Below are 24,892 nucleotides of genomic sequence, written 5' to 3' on the forward strand. Positions count from 1 at the left end.
AAAGATTTACTTCATATCCGAAATATTCTTATAGTACAATACTACATTACTAAGCGTTATCAATGGCAGTTTGCTCTCACTCAACGATGAGAAAACGGCAATCTCCATCTGGAACCAGGCACCGTTCGTGACAGGCTTATGCTGGCTGTACCACATTTTAAGCGTATTGGCAAGACGGCAGACAAACGGATCAGATTCACTGAAGGTAGGTTGGCATCCTCCCGCAGGGATCTCATAATCGGTAGGAATCTCAAAAGTGAACGGGGCAGCCAGCAAGACAGGCAGTTCTATGGCAGGCATCAGATCTCCTGATGAGGCCAGCAGTGGATAATTCCATGATACGCTGAGTTTCACCAGTTGTTCAGCCAGTTCATCATACGTAAAGAAAGTACTGAAGAAGTTGGCCAGTTGCTGTGCCAGTGATAAGTTGAGACCATTATCATTATTGATCTTGGCAACATCAAAAACGTCATCACTGCTGAGTAACGGGATCAGCTTATTAGAGAACCTAACCAATGGGGTACGGTAAATAAAGTCGCTTACCGTCGGATTATAAGGAATAAGGTCTTCGTTGCGGATAATGGAAAGTCCGGCCCACGCATACTGGAACTGTAATACGTTCAGTGCATCCGTATTCACGGTTCGGGAAGGAATGTTGAAAGATTCTTCCCATGACAGATAAGATTTGTCTTCGGCCTGATACCAGTACGCATTAGGAATAGGCACGCCTTCCTTATCGGTGGCATTCACTTTTGTATATTGATCAATCGTTACATAAGGAGTTTGCGGCAGTTCCACTTCAAGGACAGACTTATTGCCACGGTATATTGACAGATCATCGGAAGACATATCCACAGCAGGCACAATAGTCACCAGCAGACGGTTGTCGAAATCGGTATCATCTGTCTGGCGGATAATGAAATCGTAAGCACGTGCTGTAGCATTACTGCTAGGATTACCTAAAAGCAGACTGTTGTACTGGCTCCAGGCAATAGCAAGATTATTGGTCAGTGTTACCATGGTCTGTAATGCACAGTAAGCATTGGTAAGATGAGAATCACTGTTGTCTGACTGAGCGGTAATTAATTTCAGATAACGGTTGAAATCATCAAGTACATTCGGCCATACGGATACAAATTGTGCCAGGTCGCTGAAGAGATCACGGCTGGTTGCACCCAATGCTCTCGCAGAAGGATTAGGAATTAAATTAAACTCAATATCAGAGAATATTTTATCCTGTGCAGCCTGGTCTTCGGTGTAAGAATAGATAAAATTCCATTCGGATGCTTTCGCCAGTCGCGTTTTGGTAGTGTCTCCTCCTGCAGATACCCCTTTTCCTGTTTGTGTTGTTAACGTTGGTGGAGTAGGATAGTTACGTAATACCACAGGAATATCTACATTACCTAAGCTTTGTTGTAGTGAGGAAGCAATAGGTGCTGCTTCAGAGGTGCTGCCGCTATTACTGCTGCTTACATCGGCCGGAATAATGAAGGTAAGCCAGTTGGAACCCTTATAACCATTAATGCCCGTCACTTCACTGATATCACATTCCACATGGGTCACTACATATGTCATGTCGAGATCTACACTCGTAAATTCTTTTGCATTTTTTGTAGTAAAGCTGAAGGTAAGGAAGGAATCCGTATCGGTTGCACCCTTTTCATTCAACTGTATCTTGGAGGTGGAGATACTGTATTCTTTAGCATCACCATCTGCTTTGTTACTGATGACCGGAGTACCATACAGACGAGGTGGTGTTTGGTAGCTTCCGGATGCCGTGAAATCAGATTCGGCGGTTACTTCAAACTGTACCAGAGCATTCACTGTGTAAGCATTACCCAATTGATTCAGTAATTGCTGTTCGAATTTCTCTTTGGCATTGCCGATACTTGTATCATCACCCATTGCAGGTGAAACATAAGGCGCTGTAAGGATAGGTTCCACTTCGGAAGCAATAGCTCCGGCAAGCATGGTTTTCGCATTGGTGATCGCCTGCAGATAAGTAGTAGCATCAATATTTTGTGATGCCAGCCAATCTTTTTCTTCCACCGATTTCAACTGATCCACAAGGAAAGCAGGAATTGAATAATCGGCACTTAGGAACACGTCAATCGCATTAAGAGACTGAGCACCCCAGGTATCCATATCGATGCCCGTAAACGTCTGTATTTCACCTTTGCTGCAATCAAGACCCTGACCTGTTATATAGCTACATAGAGGGACATCACTTTTGGAGACAAGGCTTGTGGCCAACGGTTTAAGCGCATAGAATACGGCATTGAGTAAACTGTACGTATAGATATTGATACGGTATTGGTCAAACTGTGCTGTCGTCAGTTGCTGCTGCAACGCTGCATCGAACAGATCTCTGCTTTCATACACCGTTCCTACTAAACTGTTGATGGCAGAGGTAACATCGTTGGGTACACCTGCCGCCGTTAATTGCGTGATGGAATCGGCAGTCAGCTGATAAGTACCGGCCTGATTCACCTGCCAGTAAATACCCTGGCCGGATTTTAGACCCATACGGACTACAAACACCGCCTGATTATTGACACCGCCTGCCGTTGCTGCATTGGTACCGATAGCAATCTTCAGTTCATAGTTATCGGGGCTAAAGAAGGCAGCTTCAAACAGGACAGCAAATTCATTCAGACTGTACTGAGGATCTGTGCCGGACTGTGCTGTTGTAGACATTGTTTTGGGCTTCACCTGCGTAAGAGCGGTGGTTACCAGAGCACTGTCTTTAAAGTCAGTGTTCACATATTGCAGATCGCGGTAAAAATCAAGATTGACTGTGAGTTGCAAAATAGAACGGGTATCAATATCTGCTACATTCACCGGTTGCGTGATCGGATTCATTACGGGAGCAGTCGCCTGATTACCCTGGCTGCGGGCCAGTAAATAGGTATAAATATCTTTTACAAACTGCAGTAACTGATTGAACTGGTCACCTGAAAGATCTACAGATTTATTCGGTGTGAGCGATGTGCTTAGAGTAATGGTCACTGTATTCTTACCATCTACCGGATTGAGCTGAGTAAGCTGATAGTATACATTGGTGTACGTAAGCAGATCATTGGCAGCATTCTGTTTCCAGTCTTGCTGTTGATCAGCCGGAACATCAGGCAGCTCATTATAACGTTGGATATTGAAATTGAATTCCAGTTTAAGTTCCGGTTGATTGTCAGTACCCAGGTCAAACAGATAGCTCAGTTCCACACTTGGCCATTTACTCAATCCTTTCAACTCATCTACATAACCTGTCTGGATAGGAGGGTTATTGACTGGTGTGGAAGGATCCAGCTGAGGATCACTGAATGGAGTAACCGTTTCATTACCGTAATAATCTACCCAGTCAAAATGCACCTGCACCTGATGACCGATACCACGGTAAGGGTTGTCTGCTTCCTGCGGATATCCGGCCGGATAAGTCATAAAAGGATTAGCTTTCGCAAACTTGGCAATAGGAACTACCTGGTTGTAATACCATATCAGGTCATCATCACCGTTGCTGTCGGCTGTTTTACCCAATACGTCGTCCTGTGTCTGCGGTTTGGCAGGTCCAGCAGGTAAGCCCACGATACTTTCCGTGAACCAGTTGTTTTCTACGATCTGATAGCTGAGCAGATTGTACATATTGTTGAGATACACCTCAGCATAATCAGGATCGGTTATCTTAGGTTGTTTATCCGGATCCGGATTAGGATTTGTCCGGTTCAGATCAAAGCCTGCTGTACCTTGTTGTACGGCCGTTACCTTATGCAGAATCTGATCATTGATGGTAAGAGTGGTCGGGTTTACAAAGAGGTTAACCACATCTCTGGCAGCCCAGGCCATAGCAGCCCTATCAATAAAATAGTAAGCAGCAATACTTTCAAAGGTAAGACCTGCTTTACCGCTGCTACTGATCGTGTATTGTACCTGAGGCAGTACTACCAGTTGCCAAAGCGGAAGATTGTTCCAGTCACTGATGCCCGGATTAAGCTGTTGTATAGCGGTTGCGTCCACTCCATAATAGGCAGCAATAGAGGTTAATGTATTACCCGGACCGTTGCTTCCTACTTCGCATACCAATCCGTCAAAAGTAATGACAGGGACAGGATATTTTGCAGGATCCGTTGTATCGGCTTTGGTATTAAGGATGACTTTTTTATTCAGTTCTACCAATTCGGCAGGCAGTATATTGAAGCGGGCGGTGATAGTGTCGATGGTATCAGCAGGAGTATTAACATAGTATGACAATCCTTCTTGCATTTCACTTTGTGCATATACCACACAGGAGCTGGAATCGATCTTATCTCCGGTTACCGCACAGGTCATATAATCGGTTGGCTTGTTGTTGTACTGGCTGCTATAGGTCACCAATAGGCGGACATTGGCAGTATCGCCTTTACCAAATACACTGGAAGGGAATCCGGTATTGCTTTCGATTTCGTTGTACATCAGATAATAGCCTCCCGAACGGGTAATGCTGCACTCCCATAGCAAGCGTACGAAATCGTAAATACTGTTCAGTACACCGGTAGTAGGTGCTGCTTCTGCTTCTTCCCTTGCATCCATTTTCAGGGCGGAAGTATCAGGATTGGTTTCCGTAGAAAGATTCGCCTGTACAATGAATGTTTTCATGTGCTCCATTCCAACAGACAATAAACCGTCTGACCCTTCATATAACCATTGGATATCGACTATCTTATCTGTATTATTGTTAGATGATTTTGGGTCAAGTGCCTGCAACAGTCTTTGCAGAATGTTCGCACCTGCTTCACCGGCACCCAGTAGCTCATAACTGTAAGCATTTACCGGAGCGGTGGAATCGGTATCAAGGAGCTTAATTTCTATATCTACCATAGTACTCCATCCGTAATAAGAGGATGTACGGTAGTCCATTACGCCTTTAGCCGCATCATATTGTCCTATCTGAACGCTGAACGCTGAGCCTTGATCTTTCGGTAATGCCAGTTGATTGAGCAGGCCTGAAGGGAACTGCCAGATGAGTGGTGACACATTGGATGGATCCCCGGATCCATAAGGCAGTTTTAATGCTCCGGATGTCTGCCATTGTGTTGTCGTCTGGAAAGTATATTGCACAGCCTGCAGATTGAAAGGCTGCATAGGCGCCAGCTCCAGTACGTCCGGTTGTATACCCGTTTTCTGAGCATAGTTGAGCAGGGTACTGATCTGGTTAAGATCTTCCGTGGTCAGTGTGATATCGAGTGTATTACCCCCTTCTTCCTTCATCGTTTTCCCGTTGAACTGAAGCCAGCTTAAAGAATTGTTGATAAGCTGTATCGAGAAATCAGCAGGGATCGTAGCCGGAAGAGCAAATTCCTGACCGGTAAGTGCATACAGGGCACAATTGGAGCCAGTGCAGCCGGAGCCTGCCGAAAGTGTAAGACCCGGAAGAGTAGTAGGCAGACGCATACCATGTAACTGATAGCGGGATACCATACCGGACAGCTGTCCATAAGAATTGTTATCGGTAAAGTATTCCAGAATGCTTCCAACAGTAAGGTATTGCAGACCCGGAATATTGGCATTCGCATATCCTTCGCCATTGTAGAAGAAGTTATCTTGCTGCTGGTTGGCATAGCTGGTCGCCAGCAGAGCAGATGTGGTATTGTATTGTTGTGCCAGTACATCCAGCGTGTCGGCTTGTGCTGCATCGGTGAAGGTAACTGTAGTATGTACAAAAGGTGGTACCAATACCTGACCCAGCGGCTGTACCTGCTGTGCCTGTACCTGTGCATTACCTGCAAGGTCCTGAGCGGTAACCGTAGTCCCTGCTAATGCTGAAATAGCCGCAGCCATGCTGGTAAGCGTGTCACCCGGTACGATGGTGTACTTGGTACTGCCATATTCGAAGCTGTTGCCTGCAATAAATAAACCTGATGTTATCTGGTTTTGCATCAGTAAGGCACTTGCATCAAGGTTTTTATACACATCCGTGCTGATACTGTTAAAGGTATCTTCGTTCTTGGCAGTATAAATGGCGGCACCAATAGCTAACCAGCTGCCAGCCATAAGAACTGCCGTATCCTGGAAGTTGGTATCAGCCGCCAGATCATTAACTGTTGTCTTTAATCCGGATGCAACTGCATTGATGGTATCGGTAGCTTTTACCTCATAAGAATTACCCTTATAAGTAACGGTCTGCGGGGATAATAATCCCGGTACTGCCGCATTTTCTGTGATCAGCATGGTTGCTGTAATGGCATACACGGCCGCCACAGAGGTAAAGGTATTGCCTTCTGCAATATCATGCATAACCCCTGTAATCAATACCGGGCTGTTGCCTGTGAGCGGATGAGTCTGGTTAGCCGTAGCCAGATCCTGTACATTCACGCTGTTGCTTGTTCCGTCTACGCTGATGCCATTGGCCCAGTTGACCATAGCGGATAAGCTGTTTCCATTGCTTAGGCGATAAGTGAAATTATCCATTGCATCAGATGCATAGCCAGCCAATTGCTTACCTAGCAGAACAAAATAATCTTCAAATACAAAGGTAGACATGCTCCATTGCTGAGGATCGGTTGCCGTTGCAAATCTGGCCGAAGATGCTGTTTCTTCCTGCACTTTTACAGCCAGTTCATTGAACCATTCTTTTACAGCCGACAGATATTCCTGTGTGGCCATATTATAATTATTAAACTGAATGTCTAATGATATATCCGGTACCTTCAGCTCTAGGTCGAAGAACATAGGGAAGATGGCTGCTGCAGGTAAGTTGTCTTTCAGGAGTTGAACGTCGACCGCCTGGAAGCTGTTTTGCAGGAAGCTGAGCAGATCAGCAGTCGGTATAGGGAAAGGATTGTTTTCGCTGGACAGGAATGCAATCAATGCATCAAGATCCGCTTTTGAAATACCTTCCGTATCTACTTCCACGCGGGTAGATTGCGACGGTGCATGGTCAATATAGTTCAGTACCAGCCAACGGAAGAAGTCGGTACATAAATAGTCAAAGGAAGTGGTAGCTCCATTACCTTCACCCGATGGGTCAGGTGCATCAATAAATAAGGTTGCTACATATTGTGCAGTCTGATCGCTCAGGTTACCATTTTCAGGTCCTGCTATGGTTAAGTGAGGAACAAAATACAGACTCAATGTAGGCAGGCTGTCCGCAGAGGCTCCCACCAATACAGAGCTGTAGTTTATAGCCATATGTGGAGAACGGCGGATCACCATTGAATCGGACATCGTTTCTTCTGTGATGTCAAATGCATCAATGGTTGCGAATTCAACAGGTGCAGAACCATCAAGCGGTGTCGCTTTTCTTGCAGGCGCAATACGTACGGTGGCCACAGGAGCGGACAGACGGGCTGCGGCATGTGGCGCACCAAGATTGTTGTTCCAGGGTGCTTTGGCGGTCTGGTCTGTACCAATGGTAAGATCAAAGCGGATTTTGGCAGTAAACGTAAAGTGAATGGTAATGGAGAAGATACCCAGGTTCAGTTTGGCAGAAACCCTAACGTCTACCGAAGCTACGATAGCCAATGGTATTTTCTTATAAGCTTCAAAAATGGCCTGTGCATATACCATAACAGTAATATTGACACTGGCCGATATAATACCGAAGTCTATGGAACCATACAGTTTACCGATAATACCGATGGTACCCTGCAGATAATAATAGTAGGAAGTTTCTACCTGCTCTTTATTGCTTTCCTGCAAAGCTCCGCTGTAAGGATAATAAGCGGCTATTACCCCTTCTATGATCCCAAACATGGTAATGCTGAAACCGGCGTTGAGTATACCGTAGTTCACGCTATAGCCTACACCTACCTGCAAACCGATACCAAATACGATCACAGGATTAAAGTTACCATAGTTGGTTTTAGGGACTTTATTCGTAGTGGCACTGCTGAGTTTTCCGAAATAGAATCCGCCTGAACCCATAGCAGGGATACCTGGCGGCACAATGGCCTGCAAAGTGAACGAACGGGAGAAGTCCATATTGTAAGGGAAGCCGATATCTACCATGAAATCACCATTGGTGTAAATTTCAATACCAATGGAAGGAAGGGTAATATTGACAGCGCCAAACTGCAGATAACGCAATGCATTAGGTAGGGTAAGATCTATTTGATAGACACCGATGGAATCGGAGATCTTTTTATACATGATCTCAAAATCAAGGCCTTCAAATATTTTGGCTTTACCGCCTGCCATAGCGATGCGCAGACCATATAGATTAGGATCATTAAATACAACCTGCATATCCAGAGTCCACACAGGTTTTTCTTTGGTACCTGCATTCAGGATACCAAAATTGGTCGCAATGAGCCAGTTGCTGTCCTCGTTGAATTTCAGCAGCGTATTACCCGAACCCGGTCCTATAGGCACAGTGCCCGGTTTGGGTTCGGCAAAAGCTTCCTGCATGGCTTTGGTGACATCTTTTATAGAATTGTACTGGGCAGGATTTGCCAGTTCTACGTGTTGACCCATGGCCAGCAGACGCAGGTCGAAATACTGGTTGCCCTGTCCCGGAACTTCCGGCATTTTTTGAATGTCCTGTCCGCCTGTGGAAGGTTTGAACAGATTACTGTCGTTAATGGAAGGTACAACGGAATTACCATCAAAAGTGATAAACACTCCTTTTTCGGTTTTGGTAAGGTTGATTCCGTTAATATTGATGAATACAAGGTTAAGTGTCTTAGGTAATTTGTAGGTAACCTTAATATCTTTGGTGTCGAGGTTGTAAGTAACCGAGAAGCCGTCCAGACTTATTTTGTTCAGGATATCCCACGGTGCATCAAGTTCAAATGTTGGGTTGAACAGCATCTTCATAAAGGACGTGATCAATCCGCCCAACGTCCAGTTTTTGATGGAGAAAACAATGGTACGGCTTTGCCCGCTTACATCATACATCGCGGTAAAGCCTTCCCAGGTAATCGCGAGCTGCTGATTGTTCTCGGAGAAATTATAACTGATGTCAACAGTGGCATTAAAATATTCCAGCGTTACACTGCCCAGAACACCGCCGGAGTATTTTCCCGGGCCACCGGGCGTGGTGCTGCTTTCATATTTGATACGGAGATTGGCCAGTATATTGATGGGTTGGTCAATAATAGGAAACATGAATTTCCATTGAAGACCTGTTTTTACTTCGTAGGTACTGGATTGATTACCGCTTGGGATGATAGCTGTAGTAGAAAACTGGGTGATATTAAGATGATCAGGCAAGAAACTTGTAGGCAGGCTGATGGCTTCAAACATCTGTTTCATCAGATCTCCCAGACTGATAATTTGTCCCGGTAAGGTGGATACGCTCAGGTTCCATAAGGAGTCATTGCCGGTAGAGGTGTAGTCTACTTTTACGTCCAGATAAAACTGGGCAAGCATAAAGGTACCCGCTATGTTAGCTGCGAATTTAGAGGCACCTTTGCCATCAGCAGGCGTAGAGCTGTTGATGACAAAAGTAGTATTCCTGATCGCGATATTGGTAATGATGTTCAGTTCAATATCTGTAGTTGCTCCCAAACGATAGGTTTTGTTGGGTACATCCATGTACAGAAAGAAATTGGAGAAGGCAACGCTGGCTATATTGGTTGGTATCTTGATGGCACCGCCTGTAATACCAGACACTAAGTCATTAAGCAATACAGATCCTTCGTAGTTACCCCAGAATTGAAGCTGATTATTGATCTTAATATAGAAAAGTCCCGGTGTTCCGTCCGGATTTTTGAATACAGTGGGGAAGAACTCGAACTCACTTTCAAAATAATAGAGAGAGCCATTCAGTCCGCTCGGATTTCCCAGTGTCCATACAAAATTGAATTCATTAATCGTGAAATCTGAAAATAACTGCCAGGTTCCCGTAGAACCCACTGTAGCACTTAACCGTTTAATATTCTTATTGCTCAATGAGAGCGTTGTGGTAAATACTTTAAAGGTGAAAACCCGCAAAAATTGTTGCAATGTAGGAGGAATGAATGTCAGATAGTTTTGTCCGGCCATCAGATTGATGAGGTTCATAGCCGTTAAAGGTTTATCAGGCGATGAAGTTGTGGCAATCGTTAGTGTACTGTTTTCCTCCTGCCATAAAGCCGAGAAATCAAGTTGTATATCGGTGCCTGCTGTGAGTGACATTCCAAAATACAAATTGGGATTCTGTTCTGATTTTGGATCGTCTTCCGTATCATCATTGGCAATAGTCTCCTCATCCGGTGTTTCAGAAGGGTCTGATTCACGAATTTGTAAGATCTCATATTCATCATCTTTTTCGGTAGTCCCATCATCCGTAAGGGTCTCTATCATTAAGCGTACAAAAGGGCTGCCTACTGTTAAAAAAGAAAGAGGCTGCATCTTCCAGTCAATAACGGCTTTCCAGTCAATATCGGGAAACAGGATCGTTTCGTTATCTACTTCATCCAATTTGATGGGCCCAAAAAATGGAAGTTTGGTGCTGCTGCTCCATCCCGGTGCTAGAAAAGAGATAATCGGTTGCAGGTATCCGGTAAGCGTGAGATTGGAGGCGAAATTTTGTCCTTCTTTTAAATTGATTTTTTTTGCATTCCAGCTATAGTCCGTGCTGTCCTCTGTCACAAATATAAAATATGGGTCTGTATAAGGCAAGGTAGAAAAAGGGTAGCCATTCATATAAGGGAAACTGGTAGTGAATTGCCAGTTAATCAGCTTGGTTTGAACCACAAATGATATGGAGGTTCCTTCTTCCGTAAAAACAGCTGTTACAGAAGTATTTGCTTCCGTAATAGAAATTTTGCTAATGCTGAGCGTACCGGTCACTGTGAGCGTATTACCGACAGGATCGGGAATAGTCTGTCCGCTGGTATTGATTTGAAACTGAGCATTGTTTTCCAAACAAAAAGATGCTGTAAGTAGAGCATCCAGATTATCTTGCGGTACAAAACCGGCACTGGTCATAACTGTGCTGTCAATCGTAATATATCCGTTTGACGAGGCTGCTTGTGTGCGAAAAGTATTGGCTAACGTGGTAAGGCTCATAACTGAAATTGTATTAAATATCAACAATTAATGCGAGGTGGTCACTTGTACTTCTGATGCGGCGATAATTATTCCATCCCTGAAATCTGTTTTTCAATCCGATATTAGGCGCTGCCACTCCGTTAGGAACAGGCATACAGTAAGCATTGGTTAAGTATTGCGGATATACCAATACTCCGCCCGTACCTGCTGGTACACCTACCGGTAAAGCGGGTAAGCCTGCTCCTGTATATGGTGAGCCTGTTACCCTGTTTACAATGGTCATATTAGCAGCTGGGCCGCCTGCATTGTTGGGCATGGGCGGATATCGAACAAAAATATTATCAATGGCATCATAACGTCCCAATAGTTCGGGCTCGGTCATATATCCAAATGCCGGAAAACCATTATCGTTATAAGGCGTAGAATTATCGGATGGCTTTATGTGGGTAATGCGGTAGGCTTTATCCGGAAAATTATTAGGCACCTGCTGCAATTGTTGCTGATAGCCGAGAGCTATAATGGGGTTATACGCAATCGTTGGTAAAGCTACCCCGCCATAATTCCAAAGCGGGATATTGAAATCACCTACAATTACATTGACCTGATTGGGTGCCAGTGCCTGGTTCATTTCAAAAATATTGGCAATTTCGGCTGTACCTGTTGCGGCAGGACCAGCTTCCCGAAGGCCTGTTATAGGATTTGACTGAAATTGATATGGTGAGGCATGAAATGACAATAAACGGATTTCCCGATGCGTAGAACCATTTACAGCCACGGAGGTATCATAAAAAGTGGTGAGGAAAGGACGCCGTTTACCTGCATCCGGAAAATTCAATTGAGCATTCGCCGGATTACCTCCTGTATGATAATCCCACTGCCCCGCTACCTGATACTCCAGCCTCCCCGGATTATTAGCACTATCAAGGGGTATATTGCGGTTAGGCAATGTATTATCGGGATCATTTGGATTAGGCGGGTTAGCGGGTCCTGCAGGATTATAAGGGTTTTGCCGCCACATATAAGGGGCATTATAGGAGCGCATGTTGGCGTTAGGAATAGCAGCAACAGAACCTGCAGGGCCATCACCTCCAGGCCATCGCCAGGGTCCGGTAAAAATAAGATTGGCAGAGTTATACAGCACTGCAATTCCTTCGGCACGTCCTTCTGTGCCGGAAACAAGAGGAGGTACCAGATACCAGTTGTTATTCCCGGTTCTTTGCCTTATTTCCTGCATCAGATAATAGCTTGAAGATTCATCCACTGTTTCTCCTTCCGGCAGTCCATCAGTGCCGGTAGTTGCTTCTATAATAACCAATATGTCAGGCATGTTTCTGCTGATAGTGTCGTAAAGGCAATTTAACCGGGCAGCAGCGGCATCAATATCCGACATACCACCTTGATTTAGTTTCCTGCGTTTTACTTTGCGGTATTGTTCGCAAAAAAAACGTTCCTTTCCAAAGTTATTGACGTTCCAGTACATGATTCGTGTCATAGCAGGGGTGTTTTTACTTTCTGTAGTTATATATCTTTATTATAAGCGGCATACCAGCCTAAACTTTTGGCAGTAGCTCCCGGATTAGGATTGCCAAACAGGAGGAAGTTGGTATTGCCGCCGGGCGGTAGTTTTAAGATTCCCAGGAGCTTCAGGGCAATGTTGGATAGTGTCAGCAGATAAGAATCCTGATCCACTACATATTGCAGACTCAATTTATCGATGGCCAGCTTCAGTACACCTTGCAGGCTTAATAGTTTGGCATTGCTGGATGTACCTGGAAGTTTTATGCCTACAAGTGCATTATAGCCCGGGTCTGTTGTTTTGGAACCGGGGCTCCATGCTACAAGCAGACTGGCATTGAAGCCAAGATTACTGGCAAGTTCACCGGGAGAGCCCATGTTAAGCGTCATTTGTAATCCATACCAGTTGCCTGAAAGCCCATTGGCATTTACACCAGGTAAGCTAAGGGTTAAATATCCCTGAGAAGAAGGTAATGAATCATCGTTTCCACTGAGCAGTTTATTGATCTGCAGCGCAAAATTGGGATAGAGACTGCTGGTTCTGGCATTGCTCTGTGACGAGCTGAAAGCAATCTGGCCTGCATCAAATTGATAGGTAGTTACAGTAGGCGTACTGAGATTAAAAGCCATATTCACATACAGGTTACTATAATTCAGACCAAACTGTAATATATTTTCAGAACCTGTTGGTAATCCGAATGAGAAAGCATCCATAGGATAAGGATCATCTTCTGTAGCGGGAGATAAAGTAACCATTTTACCGAAATTGAGATAGCCCCACATCGTAAAACGAGATTGAATATCCGTAGCCGAAGGATCGGTTGTGAGCGTATTAAACTGTATTTTGGTAATTTCTACGTTTTGAAGCAGATTACTGTCAAAATAAAAAAGATTATCATACTTATTCTCGAACACATACACAGGGGTGCCGTTATGATCCTGATACGTTCCATTCAATACAATGGTATTCAGATTTGCTGCTCCATAAGGATTGTTTGTAGCTTTTACTGAGTCTGAGAACAGATTGTTCATCGTTAGCTGAAGTTTGCTTGCAAAATCCTTGATCGCAGTATTTTCGAACAGTACCTGGAGGAACAGTACTTTAAAATCATAAGTAGCGCCTGCTGCAGGCGGTACAGGTTTATTCTCGCTCTGTCCCTGCGCCACCTGATTATAGTATGCAGGATCTACATAGTTGATGAGACCAAAAAGTGAACTGACAGGATCCATAGTAATGGTATCGGTTGCATTCACTCTGTTCACTTCTATTCCCACATGATGGGCATAAAAATTACTGAGATTGATTCCACTGATCAGCCCTTTTAATTGCTGTGGAAATTCCTGTAAGTCGATGGTTGTTTTCAAAGCCAGGATTCCATTCCAATTAGGGTCGTTGATAATACTGTAGAATTTTTCGTAATATTTTAACTGATCTGATGAGGGGTCGGCTTTTGCCTGTTGATAAGAATCTACTGCGTCCTGCAGATAAGTTTGAAGCCAGGCAGAAACAGCTACTAATTGATTGTAAGCAGCATCTGGATCAGCATCATCCTTATCAATGTTGAATGCATTGGCTTGTGTCCACTCTTTAGGATTCTTTACCCGGTCGATGATAGCGCCTTTGCAAAATTTAAAGATCAGAACATTATTGTAATCAGCATAGGTATTGCTTGTGCCTACGTTCAAATCAAATGGCCAGTCTTCGATTGACATTTTATTGTTGAACACAGGCTGGCTGCTGAAACCGCCGCCGGGGGTATTCATCGTTGAAAACAAATCACCCAGGTACTGGTTATTAGTCATTACCAGGAATTGCTGATTAGTGAGGAAGGCACTTTGCATCTGCGGCATCAGGTTAATAAAGCTGAGCTGATATTGCGGAGGTGTTGCAGGAGCCTGTTGTGCCGGGTTGAGGTATTCAGGGGAACCGTTGTTTACGGTATTCTGCGCCAGGTTCAGTAGACTCCAGCTGCCATCATTGTTCACATTGGCAATCAAACCTTGCGGTGTAGTGGAAGCGGTATAGGTTGTTGCAGCTGTTTTGGCCATGGTTCTTTTGGCCAGACTTTTACTGCTGTGTGGTGTAGTGAAAGCTGCTGATATCAGTGCTTTTCTTTCGGCGCTGAGTACTTTGGATTCAAATGCACCTATACCTTCAGCGCTGGGCGGAGGTACTGGATTTACCCCAAGATAAGGAGCCAAAGGCACTGCAAATCCGTTGGTTTGCGGCATGTCTACCGAAGGTTCATAAAAGCCGAGAAATCCTGTGATATTATTGTTTGATGCTACACCATGATCTTTAGCATATAAGGAAGCGCCCTGAGGTTGTGAAGCATATTGTACATTGCCGGGTGTGGCAGATGCAATATTGGCCCATGCCGTCAGATAAGTGCTGTCCAGTACGGGTTTGTCTGTACCGGGATTGGCCAGAGATACTTCCTGACCGGGAAAGTTGGCAGCAAAAGCAGCCTGTTTTGATTTAAAGCGTATGGTGTCTCCGGTAATAGTACCGTTATTATTTTTATAAGGAGTAAATGCGATGACTTCTGTACCAGATAGGCCCGGCAGTAAACTGTACTGTCCATTTTCATCGGCAAATGCAGCCTGTGAAGCACCGGGATCGAGGTAGAAATCACCTTCCGGCGACAGGTAGTAGGTTTTGAGACCTGCAGCATCCTGCGGGGATATGACAAAGCGTGCGCTGTTGTCCGTAGGAAACAGATTATTAACCTGTGCTCCGGAATCCACCATATTCACGGCGGGCCAAAAGGTTAGGGCATAACCGGTATTGATCGCATAATAGCTGGGCAGGCTGGCTGCTCTTGTCTGATTGGTATTCTTATTATAGATCTGGCCTGTAATGGCAAAATAGGTATTTAGCCCATCACTGTTGGCTATGTCGAGTAAATCAATTTCAGTCTGGGTGAGGAGATAGTCATTGGTATCTCCTGTTTTTAGTATGGGATAGGCAAAGTAGGATAGGTTTACACCGTCGCCATAGTAATAGTTGTTTTGCAATCCATAGCCTTTAAAGTCCAGATTCAGATTCAAACCCAGCGAAAAACGGAAGGAGCCCGTACCCGGGCCGCTGAAAGGAATGGTAATATCGCTTCTGAAAAGAGAATTGGTCCCCAGTGTTTTGTTGGCAAAGCTCATATTGGGGCTGCCGGAAGTCCAGGTCAGCTGTAGAGAATTGGGAGTATCGCCTGGCTGCAGTGTCATCACCGTATTATTCTGTATACTGAGTGTACCGAAATTGTTACCAATTGTTACGTTAAAAGGCTGTCCTACGACAAAAGGTGCGCTGGTTCCAAATTGTGCGAAATTGAGGACAGTTGTGTTCTGGGTAGAGGGTGTTTTATCCGGATTGCTCAGCCATGCCGTAGTGAGGTTGGCAGTCACATTCTGCCGGAACTTAAACAGATAAGGCCGGTAGCTGTCGATGAAAGTCTTTGCATCGGCAGGAGCTGTTTTGGCAAACAGAAAATAGACCTGTTGCTGTGCCGCTACCTGCAGACTAATCGTAGGATCAGTATAGGAGGATCCTTCCGGAAGCAATAAAGCGGTCCAATGTTGCCCTATTTGATTATATACGTATAATGCAGAATTTCCGGAATTTTCATTGCTGAATATGATCTCTGTTTCGGATTGTGCCATAAGAATAAGTATAGGTTCTCAAGATGGAATAAAATGAATCCTTAACCGGGGCAGAATAGCATAACAATAATCACAACATCCAGAAGAGACAGATTTAATACTGTTATTTTGTTACCTGTAAAGTTGCCGATAGCAATTACCTGCTGACCGGGCTTTAAAATATGTTTACCATTGAAGGTTGTGTTATCGTCTAAACAAATCGTGTTGGTATCGGGTGCACCGGTCAATACGATTGTAGCTATATTAGCCTGACTGGGATTGGTAATCGAACAGATACAATCGCTTCCGTTATTGGTTATTTTTTCTGCAAATTCAAAACGGGAAAGCGATACGGTATCAGCTTTAGACTTGACCACACCCTGACCCATTGCCAGGGTATGGACAAGAATAAATAGTAAAAGGATCTGAAAGCGAAGTTGAGAGCTAGACTTAGCTAGTCTGGCACTGAATAGTGGCCTCAGCATCGTTTTGAGCATTAGTGATGTTGGTGATAGTGACTGTTGAGCCTCCAAAATCACCAAAAGCAGTAACGACAATGTTGGGAGAATTAGGTTTTAAAGAGTAGACTCCATCGAAGGCTGATCTTGAATTACCCGCGTCGTCTACAATAATACCGCTTCCTGGTGCTCCTGAAATAGCGAATTTTAATACATTGCTTCTGCTTGAGTTAGCAATGGTAATTGTCGAATTTGTTCCGTTTGCGGTGTTCCAGGTACAAAATTGACCTGATTTAATGCTAGCGGATCCACTTTGATTGATTACTGGATTTTGTGATGCCATAATTATTAGTTTTAAGGTTATAAAAAATGTTTTTGAATGATGTACTATTTTACAGAACAAGGACTTAATTTTTATGATATATTACAGTCGATGATTGTTCTCCTTCATTTATAAACCCAATTCAATCTTATTAATACACTATAAGGACATCATAATTAATTGATGATCTGAAACCTGTTTTTAGTTGACTTCTTTTCTACTTTTTATATCAACAGGTTTTTCAAAATTGACCTTTGTTCATTGTATGAAAAGCTCTATTAAAGAACAACTCAAAGTAAAGAAAATAAAATAATACCCTTTTAAGTGAAAATACCCGAATTGTCAATTAGGTATTTATACGTAACGATATAAATTGTTTGTAAACAGTGCATTAAGTTCGGTGGTAATATTGCGGTGTAGGATGGAATTTCCTTTAATTTAAAAGAAAATGTAGCCGTCACAAAAGCTGAAAAATGTATAAAAGAGCGGTTACATCTGAAATTTTTTTGATACTTATTGTCGGCCAATATTAAAAAAGAGGAAAGAAGAAACGTATACAATTTCTGTCGTTACAATGATTAATTATTTCATTGAGAAGAGATTAGGATGAAGTAGAATATTTGTGAAAAATTTAAATCATAATATCTAAAAGCATAGAAAAATAGCCACATAAAGATAAAAAAACTATCATTTTTTTTGATTAACTATTTGATTGTCCATAATAAAAATATACTTTTGCAATCAATAGCCTAAAATCTTGACTGAAGATAGTGTTGTTACAAAAAAACTAAAAACCAAACTAAAATTGAAAACTAATTAAATCATGAAAATAAACAAATTTACACTGTATTTCATTTTACCCATTCATCAGAACTAATTGTTTCCAACAATTTAAAAACAGCAGTAAACACTTAAAATTTCTTTAGAGCACAAGTCGTATTTCACCGGTATGACCTTGTTTAATTATTTCCACCCATCAGATGGAGACGATACCGGATCATGAAAAGTGGTACAGGTATCATGCCATCGGTCCGGGGAAAAGAAGTGTCTTTAGTGAGGCTTGAGGAAGTTGTCTGTTGTATCAGTTTATGATGTTACACTCTTTAATCAACCAAAATACTTTCAAAATCAATGTTGATTCATTGGTTAGAACTTCTGTTTTTGGATGAAATCATTTTTTATGGAGTTCAGAGACCATTCAAACGAAGCGGAACCGAAAAGCTAAACGAGTAGGAAAATTATTATCACTTAAATATGAAGAAAAACCTCTTTTTTCTATTATTATTCATCAGTTGGCAGTCATTTGCCCAATGCTGGAAAAGCATAAGCACAGGATATAGTCATTCGGTAGCAATAAAAACAGACGGAACGCTTTGGGCATGGGGAAATAATGGCAGCGGACAATTGGGAGACGGTACAGGCATGAGCAAAAGCGTACCTGTTCAAGTGGGAACAGCCAACAACTGGCTCAAAATAGCTACCGGCGGTGCATATACGGTGGCCATTAAAACAGATGGAACACTCTGGTCCTGGGGATTTAATATGTATGGGCAGCTTGGGGATGGTACCACTACCAATAAATATTCGCCCAGACAAATAGGAACTGCATCAGACTGGCAAAGTATCGGTGCAGAAAATTCAAAGGTAATGGCTTTAAAAACAAACGGAACGCTATGGGCCTGGGGAAGTAATTATTTCGGAGAATTGGGTACAGGAACTGCAGGGCCTGATATATTGACTCCAGCTCAGGTGGGTACAGATACCAACTGGCGAACATTTTCACTGGGATCATCTCATACTCTGGCGATAAAAACAAACGGAACACTTTGGGGCTGGGGACTTAATGGATCAGGTGAATTAGGTGATGGAACTACAGTGAGTAAAACCAGTCCTGTTCAGATAGGAACAGCTGTCGATTGGAAAGATGTTGCTGCAGCCAATGGTCATTCCCTGGCTACTAAAACAAATAATGTTCTTTATACCTGGGGACGAAATGATGTGGGGCAAATGGGAACGGGTACTACCAATCCATACAGTTCCACACCAACTGTAATTTATCAGGGAGTTCAGAGTATTGCAGCAAAAGGTGTACACTCTGCGTTCATTTCATCCAATGGCTCTCTATACACATTTGGATGGAACGAACATGCACAATTGGGGGATGGAACAACAACCAATAGAAATACACCAACCCTTATAGGAACGGCTGTTGATTGGAAAAGTATTCAATTAGGCTCAAGAAATACAATGGCTATCAATGTAGATGGGTATTTGTCTATTTGTGGAAATAACGAGGTTGGGCAAATAGGCGATGGTACCACTGTTCAGAGAAAGACACTGACTCAGGTTGCCTGCACGGTAATTTGTAATCCTCCAAGTCAGTTGTATACCTCCAATATCACTTCCACGACAGCTACTCTTAATTGGGTTGGCTCAACACCGGCACCTACCGGAGGTTATGTATATGCGTATGGTACTTCCCCAACTATGGGAGCTGCCAATGGGAATACGGTTTCTACAACAGCTAACGCAACCAATTTATTGCCTAACACCACTTATTACTGGTGGGTAATGTCTAATTGCGGATCCAATCAAAGCAGCTGGATACCTGGTGGGTCTTTTACCACACTTCCTCCCGCAGGCTGCTGGCAGAAAATAAGCGCCGGAAGTACCCATTCGTTAGGGATAAATGCTGATGGAACACTTTGGGCCTGGGGAAGTAACCAGTTTGGTCAGTTAGGTGATGGAACATTTACGGATAGAAACGTTCCCATCCAGATAGGAACTGCAAATAACTGGAAAAAGGTGATTGCAGGTGCTTTGTATTCAATCGGGATCAAAACAGATGGAACGCTGTGGGCATGGGGATATAACTGGACAGGTCAATTGGGAGACGGTACTACTGTCAACAAAAGTATACCTACACAGATAGGAACCGCTACCAACTGGTTGGAAGCTTCCATAGCAAGTAACCACACATTAGCGATAAAATCAAATGGGACCCTTTGGGCCTGGGGCTATAATAATAACGGACAGCTAGGAGATGGCACCACTGCCACTAGAACTGTACCTACACAGATAGGAACCGCCACGAATTGGCGAAATATCGCAGCAGGGATTGAATTTTCCCTGGCGACAAGAACAGACGGTACCCTTTGGACCTGGGGAGATAATGCTTATGGGCAATTGGGAGACGGCACAACAGCAATCAAAACGATCCCTACACAAATAGGAACAGATACCAGTTGGGCTAATATTGCTGCCGGGGCTTACCATTCTGCAGCAAGCAAAACGAATGGAGTACTGTATACCTGGGGACGAAATAATCAGGGGCAACTGGGTACCGGAACCTATACCGACAGATCTACACCCGGTGCCGTAACAGATCAGGTTCAAAGCATTGATGCAGGATGGTATTATACGGTAGGAATAAGAACAACCGGAAATATATTTGCTTGCGGGCAAAATAATTATGGCCAGTTGGGTAATAACACCACCAGTAATAATCCAAACTGGATTACTATAGGAAATGATATTGATAATAGCATTGTTTCTGCAGGAGCGTATCATACTTTTGTCTTAAACAACGATGGCTTTTTGAGAGCTACCGGAAATAATGAAGGAGGCCGGTTAGGTGACGGAACTACTATTCAGAGAAATGAGTTTGTTTCTATTGCCTGTCCTACAACTTGTAATCCTCCAAGTCAGTTGTATACTTCCAATGTAACTTCTACAACGGCTACTTTTAATTGGGTTGCCTCAACACCTACACCAACCGGAGGATACATATATGCTTATGGTACTTCACCAATTATGGGAGCTGCTAATGGAAATACGGTTTCTACAGCAGCCAATATTGCCAATTTATTGCCCAACACTACCTATTATTGGTGGGTGATGTCAAATTGTGGATCCAGCCAAAGCACTTGGATTCCTGGAGGTTCTTTTACAACACTTGCTCCCGTAGGTTGCTGGCAAAAAGTGAGTACAGGATATACTCATTCAGTAGGAATCAAAACAGACGGAACACTTTGGGCATGGGGATCTAACAGCGACGGCCAATTAGGTGACGGAACGCTTACCAACCGAAATGTTCCTATACAGATAGGTACAGCAAACAACTGGTCAAAAGTTTTTGCCGGAGACAACCATACTTTTGCTATTAAAACAGATGGTACGCTTTGGGCATGGGGTAGAAACTTATCAAATGAATTAGGAGACGGAACCACGATTACCAGAAAGGCTCCTATCCAGATAGGAACTGCTACCGACTGGGTAAGTATAGCAGCCGGTGATGTTCATACATTAGCTGTAAAAACAAACGGAACCCTTTGGGCTTGGGGAAGTAATTTAGTAGGTCAGTTAGGTAATGGAACCAATACCAATAGAAGTACACCTACTCAAATAGGAACTGAAACCAGCTGGAAAACTATTGCAGCAGGTGCCAGCTTCTCTCTGGCGACAAAAACTAACGGAACCCTTTGGGCCTGGGGTTGGAATTATCAGGGGCAGGTTGGAGATGGTACAACAGGTACAACACGAACTTCTCCTGTACAGATAGGAACAGATACTAACTGGGCTGAGGTTGCCGCAGGAAGCGCTCATTCTGTAGCAAGAAAAACAAACGGATTATTTTATGGATGGGGTAAAAATGATATCGGGCAATTTGGTGACGGTACTACGGTAGATAAATCAACACCAACCCTTATCCTTGATGGAGTTCAAAGTTTTGATGCAGGATGGTTTCATACCGTAGTTATAACCACATCAGGAAATATACTCTCCTGCGGACATAACACTTATGGTCAGCTGGGCAACAACACGACCAATAACAGCACAAACTGGGTTCTTACAGGAAGCACAACCAATAATATGCTGGTTTCTGCCGGAGGATACCATACTTTAAGCATAGATAATGCAGGTTCTCTGAAAGCAGGCGGACTTAATGATAAAGGACAACTGGGTGATGGGACCAATACTCATAAATATATACCCACAGCTATTGCCTGTCCTACAATTTGTAATCCTCCAAGCCAGCTATATACTTCCAATATAGCTTCTACAACGGCTACTCTTAATTGGGTTGCTTCAACACCGTTACCAACCGGAGGCTATGTATATGCTTATGGCACTTCACCAACTATGGGAGCTGCCAATGGAAATACGGTTTCTACAACAGCCAACATCAACAACTTATTGCCTGACACCACTTATTACTGGTGGGTAATGTCAAATTGCGGATCAAGCCAAAGCAGCTGGATTCCGGGAGGATCTTTTACAACACTTGCTCCCGCAGGATGCTGGCAGAAAATAAGCGCCGGAAGTAGCCATTCGTTAGGAATCAAAACAGACGGAACACTTTGGGCGTGGGGAAGCAACCAGGCTGGTCAGATAGGAGACGGTACCACTACGGATAAAAATGTTCCAACCCAGATAGGGACTGCAAATAACTGGAAAAAAGTCATTGCAGGTGCTTTGTGTTCAATTGGAATAAAAACAGATGGAACCCTTTGGGCGTGGGGCTATAATAATAACGGACAATTAGGAGACGGAACTACTTCCAATAAAAGTATACCTACACAGATAGGAACCGCTACCAATTGGGAAGAAGCCTCTTTAACAACTACCCATACATTGGCTATACAATCCAATGGAACGCTTTGGGCCTGGGGCTCTAATATTAATGGGCAGCTAGGTGACGGTACTACTGTTGCTAAAACTATACCTACAAAAATAGGAATCGCCACGAATTGGAGAAGTATTGCGGCAGGGATTAATTTTTCTCTGGCAATGAGAACAGACGGAACCCTTTGGGCGTGGGGAGATAATAGCTTCGGCCAATCGGGTGATGGTACTACAGTAACCAAAACGATTCCTACACAAATAGGAACAGATACCAATTGGGCCAATATTGCCGCCGGAGCTTCTCATTCTGCAGCAAGTAAAACAAATGGAGTATTATATACCTGGGGACGAAATAATTTCGGACAGCTTGGTACAGGTACTTATACCGACAGATCTACACCTGGCGCTGTAACGGATCAGGTTCAAAGTATTGAGGCAGGATGGTATTATACGGTAGGAATAAGAACAACCGGAAATATATTTGCTTGCGGACAGAATAACTATGGCCAGTTGGGGAACAACACAACCAATAATAGTCCAAACTGGATTACCATAGGAAATGATATCGACAATAACATTATTTCTGCAGGAGCATATCATACTTTAGTCTTAAATAATGACGGCTTTTTGAAAGCTACCGGAAAAAACAATGACGGAGGACAACTAGGTGACGGAACTACTATTCAGAGAAATGAATTTGTTTCTATTGCATGCCCTTCAATCTGTACTCCTCCAAGCCAGATGTATACTTCCAATATCACTTCTGCAACGGCTACCCTTAACTGGACAGCGTCGGCATCAGCTCCTAATGGAGGTTACCTGTACCTTTACAGTACCAACCCGGTTATTGGAGGTATAGATGGAACTACTGCTTCTAACACGGTAGATTTCAGCAATTTATTACCTAATACCACTTATTATTGGTGGGTAGCATCTAATTGCGTATCCAGCCAGGGTAACTGGGCAGAGGGAGGCTCTTTTACGACACTTCCTACAGCAGCAACAGGTTGTTGGCAAAGTGTGAGTTCGGGATCTGCTCATTCGTTGGGAATCAAAACAGACGGAACATTATGGGCTTGGGGAGATAATTATTATGGACAGCTTGGAGATGGAACTACCATTTCAAAAAATGCTCCAAAACAAATCGGAGCATCCAATAAATGGCTGAAAATAGCTACCGGATATCATCATACCGTTGCCATCAAAACAGATGGAACATTATGGACATGGGGTAGAAATTATGACGGACAATTAGGAGATGGAACTACTACCAACAGAACGAGTCCGATACAGGTAGGAACAGCAACAGACTGGAAAAATATAGCTGCCGGAGATAACTATATTGTCGCTATAAAATCCAATGGAACGCTTTGGGCATGGGGTAAAAATGGGGACGGACAGCTAGGAGACGGTACAGTCATCAACAAAACGGTACCTGTACAAATTGGAACCGAAAATGACTGGCAGACTATAGCAGCAGGATCACAGCAGACTCTTGCCATCAAAACAAACGGAACGCTATGGGCGTGGGGATATAACCTAAGTGGCCAACTGGGTGATGGAACTACGACCAGCAGAAATATACCAACTCAAATAGGAACAGCTACGAACTGGAAAAGTATTGGCGGAGGACACCTTCATTCAATTGGAATAAAAACAGACGGAACGCTTTGGACCTGGGGAAATAATACTTATGGCCAGTTAGGCGATACCTCTATAACAAGTAATAGACTTTCTCCTATACAAATCGGAACAGAAACCAATTGGAAGAGTACAGCTTCAGGTTATTTTCATTCTTCTCTGGCATTAAAAACAGATGGAACGCTTTGGGCCTGGGGGTATAATAACGTTGGTCAGCTGGGAGACGGAACAAATGTAAACAGAGGTATTCCAACAAAAATAGGAACATCCACAGACCGACAAAGTGTTGCAACCAATATGTCTAATACATTTGTGATCAATTCCAATGGGATTTTATCAAGTACTGGCAGTAATAGTGGGGGTCAGGTAGGAGATGGTACCAATATTCTAAGGAAAATATTAGTTCCTGTTGGCTGTCCTACAAGTATTATTTTAGCAACTGATGAGGTTTCCACTCAGCTGGATCAGCTGAAAGTTTACCCGAACCCGGTACGTGATATCCTGATGGTTTCTTTTGATCAAAAGATTCTTTCGGTTACGGTTTACAATATGGCAGGTCAGCAGATGCTTACAAAAGCGATCGATGATACTAAAGGAACTATTGATGTTTCTGCTTTCGTATCAGGGGCTTACCTAGTGAAAGTAAATGCAGTTAATAACTTCACAAAAACAGTAAAAATAATTAAAAAATAAGCTTTAAAATTGGATGACAACCGCTAAGGTTTGGTGATGGTTCTATGTTTTTTAT

The 24,892-nt window shown here is 43.4% G+C and carries 6 protein-coding genes; 1 reads left to right on the forward strand and 5 read right to left on the reverse strand.

Annotated elements, in window-relative coordinates; all coding sequences use genetic code 11:
- Positions 1-6: 6 nt before the first annotated feature.
- Genes ACM46_RS10215 through ACM46_RS10235 form a run of 5 tightly spaced genes read right to left on the reverse strand, consistent with a single transcriptional unit; the run spans position 7 to position 16,899 of the window.
- The gene (locus ACM46_RS10215; protein WP_048506546.1) at positions 7-10,965 is read right to left on the reverse strand and encodes a LysM peptidoglycan-binding domain-containing protein; all 10,959 of its coding nucleotides are present in this window, start codon (positions 10,963-10,965) and stop codon (positions 7-9) included.
- A 13-nt stretch (positions 10,966-10,978) separates the two neighbouring features.
- Entirely contained in the window at positions 10,979-12,439 is a 1,461-nt protein-coding gene (locus ACM46_RS10220) for an endonuclease/exonuclease/phosphatase family protein (protein WP_131707571.1), read from the reverse strand.
- A 26-nt stretch (positions 12,440-12,465) separates the two neighbouring features.
- Positions 12,466-16,119 carry a hypothetical protein gene (locus tag ACM46_RS10225; RefSeq protein ID WP_048506548.1) on the reverse strand — a complete coding sequence of 1,218 codons (3,654 nt, stop codon included), beginning with the start codon at positions 16,117-16,119 and terminating at the stop codon, positions 12,466-12,468.
- A gap of 41 nt (positions 16,120-16,160) precedes the next feature.
- The gene (locus ACM46_RS10230) at positions 16,161-16,583 is read right to left on the reverse strand and encodes a hypothetical protein (RefSeq protein ID WP_131707572.1); all 423 of its coding nucleotides are present in this window, start codon (positions 16,581-16,583) and stop codon (positions 16,161-16,163) included.
- Positions 16,549-16,899, reverse strand: coding sequence for a hypothetical protein (locus tag ACM46_RS10235; protein WP_048506550.1), 351 nt, complete (start codon positions 16,897-16,899; stop codon positions 16,549-16,551). The genes ACM46_RS10230 and ACM46_RS10235 overlap by 35 nt, the downstream gene beginning before the upstream one ends.
- A 1,233-nt stretch (positions 16,900-18,132) precedes the next feature.
- On the opposite strand from ACM46_RS10235, the gene ACM46_RS10240 reads away from it, so the two are divergent.
- Positions 18,133-24,837: an RCC1 domain-containing protein gene (locus tag ACM46_RS10240; RefSeq protein WP_048506551.1), complete on the forward strand. Its 6,705-nt coding sequence runs from the start codon at positions 18,133-18,135 to the stop codon at positions 24,835-24,837.
- The last annotated feature ends 55 nt before the right edge of the window (positions 24,838-24,892 follow it).

Origin of the sequence: Chryseobacterium angstadtii (genome assembly GCF_001045465.1) — a bacterium.
In the GTDB taxonomy this organism is placed as follows: Bacteria; Bacteroidota; Bacteroidia; order Flavobacteriales; family Weeksellaceae; genus Chryseobacterium; species Chryseobacterium angstadtii.